This is a genomic window from Mesorhizobium sp. GW821-FHT04C10 (assembly GCF_059420305.1).
Genome location: NZ_JBWKTL010000001.1, coordinates 5,966,200 through 5,982,250, shown reverse-complemented (window position 1 = coordinate 5,982,250; position 16,051 = coordinate 5,966,200). Strand labels below are relative to the sequence as shown.

General features: G+C 63.6%; 16 protein-coding genes. 5 read left to right on the top strand and 11 right to left on the bottom strand.

Translation table 11 applies throughout. From position 1 onward, the window contains the following. Positions 1-21: 21 nt before the first annotated feature. The 9 genes from AC07UC_RS29055 to AC07UC_RS29015 form a co-directional block, all read right to left on the bottom strand. Positions 22-1,056, bottom strand: coding sequence for an amino acid ABC transporter substrate-binding protein (locus AC07UC_RS29055; RefSeq protein ID WP_494908244.1), 1,035 nt, complete (start codon positions 1,054-1,056; stop codon positions 22-24). Between the two features lie 87 nt (positions 1,057-1,143). Further along, on the bottom strand, positions 1,144-2,091 hold the full coding sequence (locus AC07UC_RS29050) for a LysR substrate-binding domain-containing protein (RefSeq protein WP_140769523.1): 948 nt from the start codon (positions 2,089-2,091) through the stop codon (positions 1,144-1,146). A 79-nt stretch (positions 2,092-2,170) separates the two neighbouring features. After that, positions 2,171-2,920 (bottom strand): SDR family NAD(P)-dependent oxidoreductase, encoded by a 750-nt coding sequence (locus AC07UC_RS29045; RefSeq protein ID WP_494908243.1) that lies wholly within the window; start codon positions 2,918-2,920, stop codon positions 2,171-2,173. An 11-nt stretch (positions 2,921-2,931) separates the two neighbouring features. After that, positions 2,932-3,642 carry an SDR family oxidoreductase gene (locus tag AC07UC_RS29040; protein ID WP_494908242.1) on the bottom strand — a complete coding sequence of 237 codons (711 nt, stop codon included), beginning with the start codon at positions 3,640-3,642 and terminating at the stop codon, positions 2,932-2,934. A gap of 291 nt (positions 3,643-3,933) precedes the next feature. Continuing rightward, positions 3,934-4,722, bottom strand: a complete 789-nt coding sequence (locus tag AC07UC_RS29035; protein ID WP_140769517.1) for a FadR/GntR family transcriptional regulator — start codon at positions 4,720-4,722, stop codon at positions 3,934-3,936. A 106-nt stretch (positions 4,723-4,828) separates the two neighbouring features. After that, positions 4,829-5,203 (bottom strand): RidA family protein, encoded by a 375-nt coding sequence (locus AC07UC_RS29030; RefSeq protein ID WP_494908241.1) that lies wholly within the window; start codon positions 5,201-5,203, stop codon positions 4,829-4,831. 40 nt (positions 5,204-5,243) lie between these two features. Continuing rightward, positions 5,244-6,050 carry an SDR family NAD(P)-dependent oxidoreductase gene (locus AC07UC_RS29025; RefSeq protein ID WP_494908240.1) on the bottom strand — a complete coding sequence of 269 codons (807 nt, stop codon included), beginning with the start codon at positions 6,048-6,050 and terminating at the stop codon, positions 5,244-5,246. Further along, entirely contained in the window at positions 6,043-6,855 is an 813-nt protein-coding gene (locus AC07UC_RS29020) for a shikimate dehydrogenase family protein (protein ID WP_494908239.1), read from the bottom strand. Before AC07UC_RS29020 ends, AC07UC_RS29025 begins: the two co-directional genes overlap by 8 nt. Before the next feature lie 4 nt (positions 6,856-6,859). Further along, the gene (locus AC07UC_RS29015; protein ID WP_494908238.1) at positions 6,860-7,750 is read right to left on the bottom strand and encodes a 2-hydroxy-3-oxopropionate reductase; all 891 of its coding nucleotides are present in this window, start codon (positions 7,748-7,750) and stop codon (positions 6,860-6,862) included. Positions 7,751-7,869: 119 nt separating this feature from the next. Between AC07UC_RS29015 and AC07UC_RS29010 the strand changes: the two genes are divergently transcribed. The 3 genes from AC07UC_RS29010 (at position 7,870) to fghA (ending at position 11,041) form a co-directional block, all read left to right on the top strand. Next, entirely contained in the window at positions 7,870-8,634 is a 765-nt protein-coding gene (locus AC07UC_RS29010; RefSeq protein WP_494909006.1) for an HpcH/HpaI aldolase family protein, read from the top strand. A 14-nt stretch (positions 8,635-8,648) separates the two neighbouring features. Continuing rightward, complete coding sequence (locus AC07UC_RS29005; RefSeq protein ID WP_202323596.1) at positions 8,649-9,866, top strand: NAD(P)/FAD-dependent oxidoreductase; 1,218 nt, start codon at positions 8,649-8,651, stop codon at positions 9,864-9,866. 317 nt (positions 9,867-10,183) lie between these two features. Beyond that, positions 10,184-11,041: an S-formylglutathione hydrolase gene (fghA, locus tag AC07UC_RS29000; protein ID WP_494908237.1), complete on the top strand. Its 858-nt coding sequence runs from the start codon at positions 10,184-10,186 to the stop codon at positions 11,039-11,041. 46 nt (positions 11,042-11,087) lie between these two features. On the opposite strand, the gene AC07UC_RS28995 is transcribed toward fghA, so the two are convergent. Continuing rightward, positions 11,088-12,371 carry an NAD(P)/FAD-dependent oxidoreductase gene (locus AC07UC_RS28995; protein ID WP_494908236.1) on the bottom strand — a complete coding sequence of 428 codons (1,284 nt, stop codon included), beginning with the start codon at positions 12,369-12,371 and terminating at the stop codon, positions 11,088-11,090. A 167-nt stretch (positions 12,372-12,538) separates the two neighbouring features. Beyond that, positions 12,539-13,642: a histidinol-phosphate transaminase gene (locus tag AC07UC_RS28990; protein WP_494908235.1), complete on the bottom strand. Its 1,104-nt coding sequence runs from the start codon at positions 13,640-13,642 to the stop codon at positions 12,539-12,541. Positions 13,643-13,860: 218 nt separating this feature from the next. Here AC07UC_RS28990 and AC07UC_RS28985 point away from each other — a divergent pair, with 218 nt between their 5' ends. Beyond that, entirely contained in the window at positions 13,861-14,634 is a 774-nt protein-coding gene (locus AC07UC_RS28985) for an SDR family NAD(P)-dependent oxidoreductase (protein WP_494908234.1), read from the top strand. Positions 14,635-14,715: 81 nt separating this feature from the next. Further along, entirely contained in the window at positions 14,716-16,038 is a 1,323-nt protein-coding gene (gene hisD / locus AC07UC_RS28980; RefSeq protein ID WP_494908233.1) for a histidinol dehydrogenase, read from the top strand. Positions 16,039-16,051: the final 13 nt, after the last annotated feature.

The window sequence follows — 16,051 nt, the reverse complement described above, 5'->3', positions numbered from 1 at the left end:
GCAGGATGCGTTCAGACCGGATCAGTCGATGACCAGCGGGAACAGGACACCGCCATTGTTCCACAAATTGGTCAGTTCACGATCCATCTTGTACGGCGAATCCTTGCCGAGATCGCGTTCGAAGATTTCGCCGTAATTGCCGACATTCTTGATCACCTTGTAGGCCCAGTCATCGGAGAGTCCGAGGCCCTTGCCCATGCCCGGCGTCACGCCGAGGAACTTGGCCACCTGCGGCGAGGTCGGCTTGGCCTTGATCTCATCGACATTCTTGGAGGTGATGCCTTCCTGTTCGGCGAAGATCAGGGTGCTCAGCGTCCAGTTGGCGATATCGACCCAATTGTCGTCGCCTTGCCGCATGATCATCACTTCAGGCTCGACCGCCAGCACGTCGGGCAGGATGACATGGTCTTCGACCTTGCCCTTGGCGATGCGTGCAATGGCAAGCGTCGGACCCCACTGCGCATAGAGATCGCAGCGTCCCGAGAAGTAGGCCTGTTCGAGCTCCTCGGTCTTTTCGATGAGCACGGGCTCGAGCTTGATGCCCAGCTTGGCCGTATAGGCCGCGACCTGCTGCTCCTGCGAGGTGCCGGCGGGAATGCAGATCGTGCCGCCCGCGGCATCCTTGAGCGACTTCAGATTGAGTTCCTTGTGCGCCATCACCTTGGTCGTGCCGAGGTAGTAGGACATGGAAAACTGCAGACCGAGTTCCGTGTCGCGGCTGAGCGTGCCGCCCGACGCCTTGATGATGATGTCGACATCACCCGACTGCAAAGCCGGCCAGCGCTGCGCCCAGCTGATCGGAACGACCTTCAGCTTTGCCGGATCGCCGAACACCGCCGTGGCCACTGCCTTGCAGAGATCGATGTCCATGCCCTTCCAGTTGCCCTTGTCGTCCACCTCGGCGAAGCCGAGATAGGAACCGTCATGGCCGGTGCAGTTCAGCACGCCGCGTGCCTTGACCGTCTCGAGCGTCTTGCCGCCGGCGGCTTGCGCCGGCGCCGAAAAATGCACAAGGCCAAGGGCCAGGGCCGCAGCCCCCCATTTCATCGTCTTCATGATGTTGTCTCCACTGTTGAGGTTGTTCCGTTTCTTGTTGTTGGAGCCCCGAAAGAAACTTCCGAGGCTCGGTCTCGAAGCCGCTTCCTAGTCGGAAAGCGGGGTCGGTTTCGGCAAGGGGATCGTGAGGTCGCTTCGCCAATCCTGCTGGGCCAGCCATCGATGCAGGGCAGCCACGGCCTTCACGCGCAGGTGCCCGCGCGGGACGACAAGGAAGAAGCCGGGGACTTCTTCCGGCCTCATATCAGCGATGGCGTTGCGGCCGATCGGCGCGACCAGCGTGCCCGCCCGGAAATCTTCCTCGGCGTCGATGACGGAAACCAGACCCACGCCAATGCCTTGCAGGGTTGCCCGGCGCATGGTGGCCGCATCGTCGAAGCTGATGCTGCGGTCGCCATCCGTCAGCTCGACGCCAAGGTGGCGCAATATGTCAGGCCACAGGCGCTTCGACTTGACGGTGTCGAGCAGCGTGAACTTCGTCAGGTCATGCGCCGACTTGATCTTTTCGCCGATCGCCGGCGTGCAGCAGATGATCTTCGGGTCCGGCACCAGCAGCGTGGTTTCATAGTCCGGCCAGTTGCCGTAACCCCACTGCACGGTCATATCGATGTCGTCGCGCCCGAAATCGGGCAGGTCGACCATCGTCGTCAGCCGCAGATCCGCGCCCGGCAGGATTTCCCGGAACAGCGAAAGCCGGGGCAGCAGATAGTGCGTGGCGAAATACGGGCTCGCATTGAGGTTGATGCGGTCGCGGTAGTTCGATTTGGTGACGCGGCGCACACCTTCCGAGAACTCGTCGAAGCCGGCCTTGACGTAATGCGAGAGAAGGATGGCTGACTCGGTCAGTTCGATCGACCGGCCCTTGCGCTCGAACAGCGTCACTTGAAGTGTGTCTTCCAGCAGCTTGATCTGTTGGCCGACCGCTTGCGGCGTGACCAGCAATTCATCCGCGGCCTGCCGAAAACTCCTGTGCTGCGCAACGGCGTGGAAGACGCGAAGAGCATTCAGCGAGGGAAGGCGCAGCTTGCCGGTCATCGAAAATTCCGCTCCTTCCGCTCGAGGCTCCGTTGATCATGCACTGCCATATTCCAGTCGCCGGTCGCGGAAAACCGCCTCAGGCGTAGATATAACCACCTGAAACAATTACGTTTTCACCGGTCATGTAGGTGTTCTTCGGGCCGCCCGTCATGAGCACCCATTCGGCGATTTCTGTCGGCTCGGCGCCACGGCCGAGCGGGCTTGCCTTGGCCAGTTCCTCCAGAAAGCCGAGCGCTTTCGCCCGCTCCGTTGCCATGCCGGCCGGTGCCACCGAATTCACCAGGATCCCGCCCTTCGCCACGTGATGGGCGAAGGATCGCGTCAGGCTGACGACGGCGGCCTTGGTTGCCGCGTAGTGGGCGTTCTGAGGATGCGCCTTGAAGGCGTCGACGGAGGTCAGGTTGACGATGCGGCCGCGGACATGCGCCTTCGGCTCCTGCGATTGCATATGGCGAACCGCCGCCACCATCATGTGATAGGTGCCCTTGATGTTGATGCCGTTGGAGGCATCCCAATCGGCGTCACTGATTTCCAAGAGCGGGCGGCGCGGGTAGATGGCGGCGCAATTGATCAGCGTGTCGACGCGCCCGAGCTTCGAAACGATGGCGTCGAAGGCCGCATGGCACTGAGGGCCGACCTGGATGTCGCAGGCAGCGGTCGCGGTCGGCAAGCCCTTGGCCTTCGCCGGCGCGAGCGCGGATTGGGCAGCTTCGTGATTGATGTCGATGATGCCAATCTTTGCCGCCCCGGCCCCCACGGCCATCTCGGCCAGGAGTGCGCCGAGGCCGGCGCCGCCGCCAACGATCAGAACGGAAAGATCCTTCATTCCAGTCTTCCTTACTTGGTGCCGCTTGGCGAGGTTGGCCAGGTCGGCATGATGTCGAAACGGGTAACGTCGGCCCATGCGGGGAGCGCAAGCACACCGACCACCATCCTGGCCACGTCATCCGGCTGCACGACTTTGCTGGCGTACATGGCTGCACGTGCCTTGGCGTCGAGGATGTCCTGGTAGAGCTGTGTCTCGACACGGCCGGCGACGATCTCGGTGACGCGTATGCCTGATGGGGAGAGGTCGGCGCGCAACGCGGCGGCAAAGCCTGATATCGCCGCCTTGGTGGCTGAATAGACGGCAATGTTGGAATAGGCCGCGTGGCCCGCCGTGGAGCCGGTGAACAGGATGTGGCCAGACTGCCGCTCGCGCATCTGCGGGACGACGAGGCGGGTGAGCAGGATCGCCGCGCTGAGGTTCACCTCCAGCGTGGTGTCGATGTCTGATATCTTCATGTCGGCGAAATTGCCGAGTGGCGGCATGATTCCGGCATTGTTGATCAGCACATCAATCGTGAGATCCGCCAGAACCGCCTCCAGCGCCTCGCGATCGGTGACGTCGACGGCGATCGGCACGATGCCCGGCCGCTCGGCCTGTAACTCCTTGAGCGCGGCCTGGCTGCGCCCAACCGCATAGACGTCATAGCCGGCATCGCTCAACGCGATCGCCATCGCCCGTCCTATGCCGCTCGTCGCTCCGGTGATGAAGGCTGTCGTCACGTGGGCTTCCCCGTTTGCCTGGTTTTCAGTCTGCGGCGCGGGCCGGCGACGCGAAACCAAGAAAACCAGCAAAAAGGAAAGATAAACTTTCGAATCCTTTTTTCTTGCCCGAAAACTGGACAGACGGTCAGCCCGGCGAGGAGGCTGAAAATCCGGGGAAACGGCGGGAAAGCAACATTCACCGCCTGTTGAAAACGGTTTCGGTCAGCCAGCCGAGCAAAAACATGGCTTTCGCAATGCGTGGCCAATCTGAATCCTGGCGAATGCCTGGGCGATCAACATCACTAGGCACTATCCGCCGGCCGGAGAGGGCCTTTTCATATCGGTGAACAGAGAGGCCGCTGCCGCCTTCTGCTCCGCCTCGATTGCCTCGACGCCGGAAGCCCGGGCCAGCGCGCGCACGCGCCCGAGGCTGTTGTGCAGGTGCTTGCGCATGGCTTGGCGCGCGGCGCGACCGTCCTGCCTTTCGATGGCGTCGACGATGGCTTTGTGCTCGTTGTGGATGCGCGTGTAGTAGCTGTCCTTGCGCTCCGGCGTGACCACGTAGCCGAGCTGAAAGCGCGGCACGATCATGGGCCTGAGATAGGCCAGGAAGCCGTGGATGAATTCATTGCGGGCCGCCTTGGCGATCGCCAGGTGGAAATCATAGTCGTAGTGGATCTGGACCACGGCCGGATCCGCCTGCTGGGCGTCGACCTGCTCCATCAGGGCGCGGATGCCGTTCGCCTCCGCGTCGGTCCGCCGTTCCGCGCAGAGCCCGGCGGACTCCACTTCGACACTCAGCCTCAGTTCGAGCAAAGCGATGGTTTCCGGCAAGGTCCTGAGCGCTTCGTCCGGGATCGAGAAATTGCGTGGCGCCGGCGTCTCGCTGACGAACATGCCGCGCCCCTGCTGCGGCACCACCATGCCGTCGGAGCGCAGCCGCGCTACTGCTTCCCGCACCACCGTGCGGCTGACGTCGTATTCGGCGCAAAGCTCCGCCTCGGTCGGCAACTGGGCGCCGGGAAGCAGCTGTCCGGAACGGATCTTTTCGGACAGGCTCTCCGCCACGACGGTGGAAAGCGGCTTGCGCTTCGTCATCAGTTTCCCCTTGGAGCAATTCCAGGAAAAGTGTGAACGGCTTTCCGTCCGGAATTGCGAACTGCTCTAACCAGATTCGCGATGATGCCCGAACCGGCAGGACCATTCAAACTGCGGCGGTGACGATCAGTTCGACCAGCATTCCGGGCTTGGCCATTCGTCCCTCGCCGGAAGAGCGCGCCGGCGCATGTTCTTTCGGTATCCAGGCATCCCAGACGGTGTTGACCTCGTCGAAGTCCCTGACGTCATCCAGCCACATCTGGACGTGCAGGATGCGGGTCTTGTCCGTGCCCGCCTTGGCCAGCAGTGCATCGATCTTGCCCAGCACCTCGCGCATCTGGTCGGCGGCGCACTGGCCGGGTCTCGCGACCTGGCCTGTGAGATAGAGCGTGCCATTGTGGATGACACCGTGGTGGATGCGGGTGTCGAAGTCGAAACGCTTGATGTCGCTCACGGGTTGTCCTTGTCGGTTTGCCGGCATCCGCCGGCTGGGTCAGTTTGCCGGCATTCGCCGGCTGGGGTCAGATTGCCGGCGTTCGCCGGATGGGATTGCCTTGCAGGTATTGCGCGTAGGGCGCCTGCACGAGCCAGCCGGCGTCGACGGGCAAGGTGACGCCGGTTATCGATGCCGCACGATCCGAGCAGAGGAACAATGCCGCCTCGGCAACGTCGCTCGGCTCGACGAAGCGGCGCAACGCCGTGGTCGCCTGGATCGCTTCGGGGTTTCGCTCGCCCTTGGCGATCCTGGCTTTCAGCCCATCGGAAAGCGTGTAGCCGGGGGCGACCGCGTTCACGCGGACGCCGTGCGGGCCGAGTTCTGCCGCCAGGATCTGGGTGAGTGCCAGAACCGCATGCTTTCCAGGCGTGTAGGCCGGCAGCGAAAGCGGCGCGAAGGAGGCGAGCGAGCCGACATTGAGGATGGCGCCGCGCTCGACGGCCGACATCAGCCGGCCGAACACCTGGCATCCCAGCAGCGTGCCGCGATAATTCACCCGCCACATCTTCTCGTCCTCGTCCAGATCCTGATCAAGCACATGCTTGCCGCTCTGCAGGATGCCGGCGCAGTTGACGACGACTTCAGGCGTGCCGAACGCAGCGCTGACGGCCTGCGCCAACGCCTCCACCGAGGCGGCTTCGGCGACATCGGTCTGGACGAACAAGGCGCGGGGCGCGCCCGCCGTCTCGCAGGCGCTGGCCGCCTCCTTGCCCCGGATCGCGTCCCGGCCGGCGACGGCCACCTGGTAACCGTCCTGCGCGAAGCGCAAGGCGATCGCGCGGCCGATGCCGGAAGTGCCGCCGATGACGACGGCCGTCAATGTCTCAGCCATGGCCGCGGTCCTTGCGCTCGATGTCGAAGAATTCGGCCATGGCTTCAACCTGGAAGTCCATCATCGGGCGTCCGGGCTGGATGCGGCAGCCGATCTTCTTTGCTGCCTTGAGCAGCGCCGTCTCGGCCGGTTCCATGATGATGTCGACAACCGTCATGTCAGGCGTCAGCTTCGTCACATCCATGGGCAGCGGATCGCTGGCCTTCAGCCCGGAAGGCGTGGCGTTGATCGCCATGTCCATGCCGGACGGATCGGGTTGGCCAACCTCGATACGGCATTTTGGAAAGGACTTGCCGACCAGCGCGGCCAGCTTCTCCGCGCGTCCCCTGTCGATGTCGGTCAGCCGGATCTCCGCCGCGCCTTCCTCGGCCAGGCAGTAGGTCAGCGAGGCGCCAGCGCCGCCGGCGCCGACCTGGAGGATGCGGCGGCCGGCAATCTGGTGTCCGCCAGCCCTGAGGCCGTCGATGAAGCCGACGCCGTCGAAATTGTCGGCATACCAGCTTCCATCGGGCAGCCGCCGCACGGAGTTGGCGCTCTCCACCCGCGCGGCGCGGTCATGCGCGGCCGAGCATTTGTGGTAGACCGCGACCTTGTACGGCACCGAGATGATGACACCGCGGATGTTCTCGGCCGCCGTAATGCCAGCCCAGAAGGTCTCGAAGTCCTCCGGGCGGCAGCTCAGCGGCACCATCAGGCTGTCGAGGCCCTTCTGCTCGAAGATCTCGTTGAACATGCCGGGGCTCTTGGCGTGGCCCACGGGATGGGCCAGCATGACGAAGACATCGGCCTTGCCGGTTCCGCGCATCGATTTATTCCTTTCCGTTTGACAGTTCATGGTCGCTCAGCATCTCGAGCGCCTTGACGAGGGACGAGTGGTCGGCTTCCGCGCCGCCTGTCCGGGCGGCGCAGGCATTCATAAGCTGCTGCGCCATGGCGGTGTTCGGCAGGGCCACGCCAAGCGCGCGGGCGCTTTCGAGCGCGAGATTGAGATCCTTCTGGTGCAGCCGGATGCGAAAGCCCGGTGCGAACGTGCGGGCGATCATGCGCTCGCCATGCACGTCCAGCACACGCGAAGCGGCAAAGCCGCCCATCAGCGCGCTGCGCACCTTGGCCGGGTCACAGCCGGCCTTGCTGGCGAAGACAAGCGCTTCGGCCACGGCCTCGATGTTGAGCGCGACGATGATCTGGTTGGCGATCTTGCAGGTCTGTCCGGCGCCATTCTGTTCGCCGATCAAGGTGATGTTCTTGCCGAGCGTCTCGAAGATGGGCAGCGCCCGTTCGAATTCAGCGGCCGGCCCGCCAACCATGATGGTGAGGCTCGCCGCCTTGGCGCCGACCTCGCCGCCCGAGACCGGCGCGTCGAGATAGCCGGCTCCGGTCTCGCGAACCTTCGCCGCGAACCCGGCCGTGGCGATCGGGCTGATCGAGCTCATGTCGATCACCAGCTTGCCGGCCGATAGTCCCTCGACAACGCCGTCCTTTCCCAACAGGACGCGCTCCACGTCAGGGGTATCGGGCAGCATGGTGACTGTCATCTCGGACAGCCGCGCCACCTCGGCTGGGGAGGCGACGACCGATGCCTTCAGGTCGCTCGGCAGGGGAGAGCGGTTCAGGACCGTCACGATCTCGTGCCCGGCAGCGGCGAGATGGCGCGCCATCGGTGCACCCATGACGCCAAGCCCGATGAAGCCGATCTTCATGTCCAAACTCCCAAGCAGACACCGTCAATCAAACCGGCCTTGCGGTCAAAGTCAGCCATATGATATAGGACATCATACAAATTTCAATGCATCTTCTTTGGCTGGAGACCGATCGCGAAATGCAGGAGCGCCGCAACACATTGAAGGCCGCCGTGACGGCCGGCCGGGCTCATATCGGCATCTGGTGTTCACTGGCATCGGCCCTCACCACGGAGATCGTCGCCGGCTCCGGAGCCGGTTGGGTCCTGATCGACGGCGAGCATAGCCCCAACGATCTGCGCAGCATCATGGCGCAGCTCCAGGTCATGGGCGGCTTCGACAGCGAGGCCGTTGTCAGGTTGCCGTCGGACGATCCCAATCTGATCAAGCAGGCCCTGGACATCGGCGCGCGCAGCCTGATGATCCCCAATGTGCGGACCGCCGAGCAAGCCCGCGCCATCGTTGCCGCCATGACCTATGCGCCCGGTGGGTTTCGTGGCTTCTCGGTCGGTCACCGCGCCAACGCCTTCGGCCGCATCGCAGGCTACCACGCCAAGGCACGTGAGCAGCAGCTTCTCGCCGTGCAGATCGAGGATGAACTGGGTGTTGCCAATGCCGCCGAGATCGCGGCCGTCGATGGCGTGGACGTCCTCTTCGTCGGCCCCGGCGACCTCTCCACCAATATGGGCTCGATGGGCAATCCGGGTGCCGCGCATGTACAGAAGGCGATCGCTTCGGTGCGCAAGGCCGCAAAGGCCGCGGGCAAGGCCAGTGGCATATTGGCGCCGGCAAAGGCCGATGCCGACCGCTATCTCGCCGACGGCTTCACCATGGTTGCCGTGGGCTCGGACCTCGGTCTTTTGGCTCGCGGCTCGGATGCGCTGATCGCTTCATTCAACCAGTAGACCGGAGACAGATCGTGGCAATTCCTCCCTACAAGGTGCCGTCGCGCACCGCCTACGACATCGTCATCGTCGGCGGTGCGGTTGTCGGTTCGTCGACGGCCTATTGGCTCAGCCAGGCACTGGGCAATGGCGCATCGATCCTCGTGGTCGAGCGCGACTCGAGCTACACCTTTTCGTCGACGGCGCTCTCCACCAGCGCCATCCGCCAGCAATATTCCAATCCGATCAATGTGAAGATCAGCCAGTTCGGGATCGACATCATCCGTGGCTTTCCGGAGCGGATGGCGCCCTTCTACAAGGATGAACCGGCGCCCGATCTCGGCTTCAAGGAATATGGCTATCTCTACTGTTGCTCCCCTGAAGGCGTGGAAGCGGCGCGCGAAAGGGTGGATCTGCAGCGTAGCCTCGGTGCCCACACTGTCTTCCTCGAACCCGGCCCGCTGAAGGAACGTTTCCCCTGGCTGAACGTCGATGATCTCGGCGGCGGCTCCTGGGGCTCGCGCGAGGAGGGCTGGTTCGATTCCATGGGCCTGCTCAACGGGTTCCGCCGCGCCGCGCGCGCCAGTGGCGTCGAATATATCGACAACGCCGTGACCGGACTGGACCTCGCCGATGGGCGGGTCGTCTCGGTGCGCCTGGCGACCGGAGAGACAATTTCCTGCGGAACCCTGGTCAACGCCGCCGGCCCGCGTGCGCAGCAGGTCGCCGCCATGGCCGGCCTGTCCATCCCGGTCGCGCCCTACAAGCGCTACAGCTTCGTCTTCGCCAGCGCCAATCCGATCCCCGGCCGCATGCCCAACGTCATCGACCTCTCCGGCACCTTCGTGCGGCCGGAAGGCGAGCTTTTCCTCACCGGCAACACGCCGCAAGGCGACGGCCCGGCCGACTATGACGACTTCGAAATGCATTTCGAGGAGTTCGACGACTATATCTGGCCGTCGCTCTGGCACCGCATTCCCGCCTTCGATGCGCTGAAGGTCCAGACCAGTTGGACCGGCCATTACGAATACAACATGCTCGACCACAACGGCATCGTCGGCTTCCACCCTGAGGTGAAAAACTTCATGTTCGCCAATGGCTTCTCCGGGCATGGGCTGCAACAGTCGCCGGCCGTGGGGCGTGCGGTCTCGGAACTCATCGTTCACGGGTCTTTCCAGACGCTCGACCTGTCGCCGTTCTGCTACGAGCGCATTGCGCGCAACGAGCCGTTCCTGGAAGAAGCGGTTATTTGAGGCGAGGGGTCGTCTGGGCTTTGCCCGGCCTGGTGGCAGCGAATCCAATGCATCCGATGAAAACTGGGCAAGGATCGCTTTCGAGTATTCGGCCGATCTAGAGCCACCCATCGTCAGCGTCGTTACGCGCACCACGTCGGACGACTCGGACGGCCCGAACCTGCACTGGGTGACGGTCAATGGCTTGGCCCTTGTGGGGATGATTTTCGGCCGCCGCCTGGCCTGAGAACCATAGTCCAATCCATCAGGGTTGCCGCGGTCCCGGCCCATGCCGTAGACAGGCGGCCGTGAAGGACGTTTGGCGGAGAAGAAATAAGATGTCGGACCGGATGAAGACCATCTCCTCGGCCAAGTCGCATGGCGGCGTGCAGGGCGTCTATTCCCACACTTCGGATGTCTGCTCGTGCGACATGATTTTCGCCGTCTTCGTGCCGCCGCAGGCTCGCGAAAAACCTTGTCCTGTCGTGTGGTACCTCTCCGGCCTTACCTGCACCCACGCCAACGTCATGGACAAGGGTGAGTACAGGCGGATGGCCGCCGAGCTTGGCCTGATCGTCGTCTGTCCCGACACCAGCCCTCGCGGCGCCGACATTCCCGACGAGAAGGACAATTGGCAGTTCGGCGGCGGCGCCGGCTTCTACCTCGATGCGATGCAGGAGCCCTACGCTAGGAACTACCGCATGTATTCCTATGTCACCGAGGAATTGCCGGCCTTGATCGCGCGGGAATTTCCGGCTGACATGACGCGCCAGGCGATCTTCGGCCACTCGATGGGCGGGCATGGCGCGCTGACGATCGCGCTCAAAAATCCTGAACGCTTCAAAAGCTGCTCGGCCTTCGCGCCGATCGTGCAGCCGAGCACCGCCGGCTGGTCGCGGCCGGCTTTCGAAAAATATCTCGGCGCGGACGAGACATCATGGCGGCCTTACGACACCACCTTGCTCATCGAGGATGGCCACCGCTTCCCCGAGTTTTTCGTTGATCAGGGAACGTCGGACGGATTTCTCGATGACGGGCTGAAGCCCTGGCTTCTGGAGGCTGCCTGCGCCAAGGCCGGCATTGCGCTGACCCTGCGCATGCAGGATGGCTACGACCACTCGTATTTCTTCATTTCGACATTCATGGACGACCATCTGAGATGGCATGCCCAAAGATTGTCTGACCTGAAAGCATAGTTTTTCTCGCGATCCCATGAGCCGTCAGTCCGTGCGGGCTCTCGCTTCAGATCCCGAACCGATCCTTCAGTCGCCCGGAAAGTATCGCGGCCTTCACCCCGAGCGGCCAGAAACGGTGAAACCGGATTGGCTTGAGCGGCGATATCGGCATGGGAAACGGCGACGTCTCGTTGCCTCGCAGGCGCTGCGCCAGGGCAGCACCCATTGCCGATGCCATGGCGACGCCGCGGCCATTGTAGCCAAGGCAGATCATTACGCCGTCTTCCGGCTCGTGAATGTGCAGAAGATGGTCCTTGGTGATCGCAACCCGGCCGTTCCAGCCATGTGTCCAGCGAACCCCGGCAAGCGCTGGCCAAAGTCGCAGCGCATAATCGGTGAGGTAGCGGATGGCGGAAGCATCTCCGATGGGCCTCATCGGTCCCCGGCCGCCCATGAGAAGACAGTTCTGGGCATCGATGCGGTAGTACACGGTGATGTTGCCGGCCTCGTAGACGACAGGCCTGTTGGGGAGAATTTGGGTCGCCACCGCCGGCGAAAGCGGTTCGGTCGCCGCGATCGCGCTGAACACCGGAACCAGCGATTGCTCAAGGCCCGGCCACAGGGTCCCGGTATAGCCATTGGTCGCGACAAGAACCTTCTCGGCGCTGACGGAGCCGTTGGCGGTTTTGAGGAGCCATCGTCCGCCCTCCTTGCGCAGCGAGATGACTTCGCTCTCGCCGAATATCCGCGCGCCGGCGTCCCGCGCGGCTTCTGCCAGGCCAAGTGCGTATTTGAGGGGATGGAGGTCACCACCGCGGGCGTCGAACATGCCGGATATGTAGCGGTCGGTCCCGGTTCGCCTCGCCATCGCCCTTGCGTCCAACATTTCGACCGGCATTCCCCGCCGCACGCATTGCGCGGCCGTGGTCTGTACGGCGGCTTCCGGCTTCGGCCGGATGGCCGCGCGTATGGTGCCGTTCTGCCGCGCCTCGCAGGCGATCGACAGGCGCCTGATGAGGCCGAAGGTGAAATCCGGCGCGCCATAGGAGAAATCGATCATCCGTGGCCCAAGCTCAGGGCCGAACATCGCTTCGATCGTGTCGGGATCGTATTTGAGGCCGGGATTGACCTGGCCGCCATTCCTGCCCGACGCGCCCCAGCCCGGCTCTCGGGCCTCGAGCACGGCAACGTCGTCGCCGGCTTCCGCCAGATGCAGGGCGGTCGAAAGGCCGGTGAAGCCGCCGCCGACAATCGCGACTCGCGCCCGCTGCGCGCCGGCAAGGGCAGGGTAGTCGCCGGTGCCCCCGGCCGTTTCGCGGTAGAGGCTCTTCGGTGGGTTGCTCTCAAGCATGCTGGGCATCGTCAAGGTAACAGGGAGGAACGCAGGCCCGAGAGGCTGGACGGAAGCCGTCGGGCGAAAGGAGATGCGCCACCTGCGAAAAACTCCATATGGCAACGGCGGACCGTCGGACATCGTGCCCGGTGCGCGCCAGGCAATTCAGCATGGCTTTCGGGAAATCACAACAGCTGCGACAGCGCCGTCATGAAGTGGTCGTTCTCCGCTGGCGAGCCGATGCTGACACGCACGTAGCTGTCAAAACCTTCCTGCTTCCACGGTTTGACGATGACGCCTTCGCGCAGCAGGCCTTCGACGAAGGCGGAGGCATCTTGCCGGCAGTTGAAGAACAGGAAATTGCCTCGCGAAGGAGCGACTTCGAGGCCCTTATTCCTGAGGAAACTCTCGACGCGTGTTCTCTCCGTCCTGGCCAGCGCCACGACCTTGGTGAGGTGTTCCTCATCCGCGAGTGCCGCCAGCGCGGCGGCCTGCGCAACGCCATTGGCGTTGAACGGTGTGCGCACCCTGTCGAGCAGCGCACGCAATTCCGGATCGCCGACGATGCCGAAGCCTATCCGTAATCCGGCCAGGCCGAACGCCTTGGAAAATGTCCGCAGCACGATCCAGGGCCGATCGCGTTTGCAGAGGTAAGGCAGGGACGAGGCATAGTCCTCGCCTTCCGCATATTCGGCATAGGCTTCGTCGATGACGATCAGCGTCTCGCTGCTGACTGCATCCAGCACCTTCGACAGATCGCCAGCGGACAGCCAACTGCCGACGGGGTTCATCGGGTTCGAGAACATCAGCAAGCGCGGCCGTTCGCGCACTGCCTCGATCAGGGCGTCGACATTGATCGTGAGATCGTCGTTGACGGCCACACGGTGGATGGTCGCGCCCATCAGCGTCGCATAGTCTTCATGCAGCGGGAACGACGGATAGAGCGTGACGACTGCGTCGCCGGGGCGCAGCACAGCACGGCTGATGACGGAGAGAAGGTCCTCCGAGCCATTGCCGAGGATGACCTGGTCCTCGCCGAATTCATATTTGGCGGCGATGGCCTGGCGCAGCTCGCGCCCGGCCGGATCCGGATAGAGCCGGAACATCTCGGCGCCGGCCTGCATCATTGTGGCGAGCGTCGGGCTCGGGCCAATCGGGTTTTCGTTCGAGCCCAGCTTGGCGATCCTGGCCGGAGCATATCGCTGCATGACTTCGGCGATGGTCAGTCCGGAATTGTAAGGCGACAGGCGTGTGACTTCGGTTCGGACCATGTCTGAAGCTTTCGACACGAGCGGGCTCCTCTGTGGTCGGCCGACAGATTCCTGTCCATCGACCGGGTTCTCAAACATTGGTTTCGCAGCATGCCCCCGGCGCGCGCCAGGTCGCTGGCGGCCGCCTTGGTGCGGTGAATTTTTTGGTAGGAGTAGCGTAGCCGAAACGGTTTGTATATGCTTGTATATGTAACTTGATCTGATAGTCTCGCGATGCAAGCGGCAAGGAGGATCACATGCGCAATGCTTCTCTGTTCGATCTCGCCGGCAGGAAGGCGTTGGTCACCGGCGCCAGCCGAGGCATCGGCCGCAGCATCGCCGAGGCGTTGAGCGCTGCCGGCGCCGACGTCGCGGTCACCGCGCGCAGCCTGGCCTCCCTCGACGAGACGACAACGGCGATCCGTGCGGCCGGCGGGGTGACGCATGCCGTTGCCCTTGATGTCACCGATGTCGATCGCTGCCGGACTGCCACCGCTGAGGCCGCCGGCTTGCTTGGCGGTCTCGACATCCTTGTCAACAATGCCGGGATGGAAGAGGTCCGGCCCTCGCTCGATGTCGACGAGGCGCTGTGGGACCGGATCGTCGATACCAATCTCAAGGGCGCGTTCTTCTGCGCCCAGGCCGCGGCACGGCAGATGCGCGACGCCGGGCGTGGCGGCGCCATCATCAACCTCTGCTCGCTGACGTCGGAAGTCGGCATTCCCACTGCGGTGCCCTATGGCTCGTCGAAGTCAGGCCTGCTCGGCATGACGCGGGCGCTGGCGGCGGAGTGGGCGGATCTCGGCATCAGGGTCAACGCCATCGCTCCGGGCTACTTTAGGACCGCGATGACGGATGTGTTCTACAGCAACGAGGCATGGCAGAAGTCCATGCTGGCCAAGATCCCGCAGCACCGTTTCGGCGATCTCGGCGATCTGCACGGCGTCGCGGTGTTCCTTGCCTCGGATGCGGCGGCCTACATCACCGGCCAGTCCATTCCGGTGGATGGCGGCTTCCTGGCATCGATTTGAGGCGGCTCGCTACAGGTCGAAATCAAAGTCTTCCGCACTGTGACCGGCCGGCACATTGCGTTCCAACAAAGAGGAATATCCATGTCCGACATCAGCTTCCACGATCTGTCATCCCTCGACGCCACCCAGCGGGCCGGCCTGCTGAAACGCGCCGAAAGCGATCTGTCGGTCTTCGTCGAAAAGGTCCGCCCGATCATCCAGGCCGTCAAGGACGAGGGTGACGCCGCGCTGATCCGCTTCGCCAGGGAACTCGACAAGGCCAACGTCGGCGAAGGCGGGCTGAAGGTCTCGGAAGCCGAGTTCGACGCGGCCTTCGACAAGGTCGAAAAGGATGTCGTGGAAAGCATCGGCTTCGGCATCGACAACATCAGGCATTTCCATGAGGAGCAGAAGCCGGAGACGATGTGGCTCAAGGAAGTCCGGCCGGGTGCCTATGCCGGCGATCGCTACACGCCGATCGCCTCCGTCGCGCTCTACGTGCCACGCGGCAAGGGCGCCTTTCCGTCGGTGACGATGATGACGTCGGTCCCGGCGGTCATTGCCGGCGTGCCGCAGATCGCCATCGTGACCCCGCCGACATCGGACGGTTCGGTGGATGCGGCGACGCTGGTCGCGGCTCGCCTCGCCGGTGTGCACACCGTCTACAAATGTGGCGGCGCCCAGGCCGTCGCCGCCGTCGCCTATGGCACCGAGACGGTGAAGCCCGCGCTCAAGATCGTCGGTCCCGGCAGCCCGTGGGTGGTTGCGGCCAAGAGCGTGCTGTCGTCGATCATTAACACCGGTCTTCCGGCCGGTCCCTCGGAGGCCATCATCTTTGCCGATGACAGTGTCGATGGCGGCCTGGCCGCGCTTGACCTCTTGATCGAAGCCGAGCACGGGCCGGATTCCTCGGCCTATCTGGTGACGCACAGCCGCAAGGTCGCCGAGGCGGCACTGGCTGCACTCCCCGAGCACTGGTCGCGGATGACCGAACAGCGCGTGGAGTTCTCACGCGGGGTGCTGACGGGAAAGCGCGGCGGCATCGTGCTGACCGCGTCGCTGGAAGACAGCTATCACTTCATCAACGACTATGCGCCCGAGCATCTGGAAATACTGTCGAAGGAGCCGTTCGCGCATCTTGGACACATCACCGAGGCGGCCGAAATCCTCATGGGTCCGCACACGCCGGTGACCCTTGCCAACTTCGTCCTTGGGCCGAACGCGGTGCTGCCGACCAGCCGCTGGGCGCGTACCTATGGACCGCTTTCGGTGACGGATTTCGTCAAGCGCTCGTCGGTCGGCTATGTCACGTCGGCCGCCTATCCGGAACTGGCGAAGCATGCCCGCAGGCTTGCTCGCTACGAGGGCTTCAGCTCGCATGAAAACGCGGTCTCGGAGATCCGTGACCGCTACCTCGCCGGCTGAACGGAGACGATCG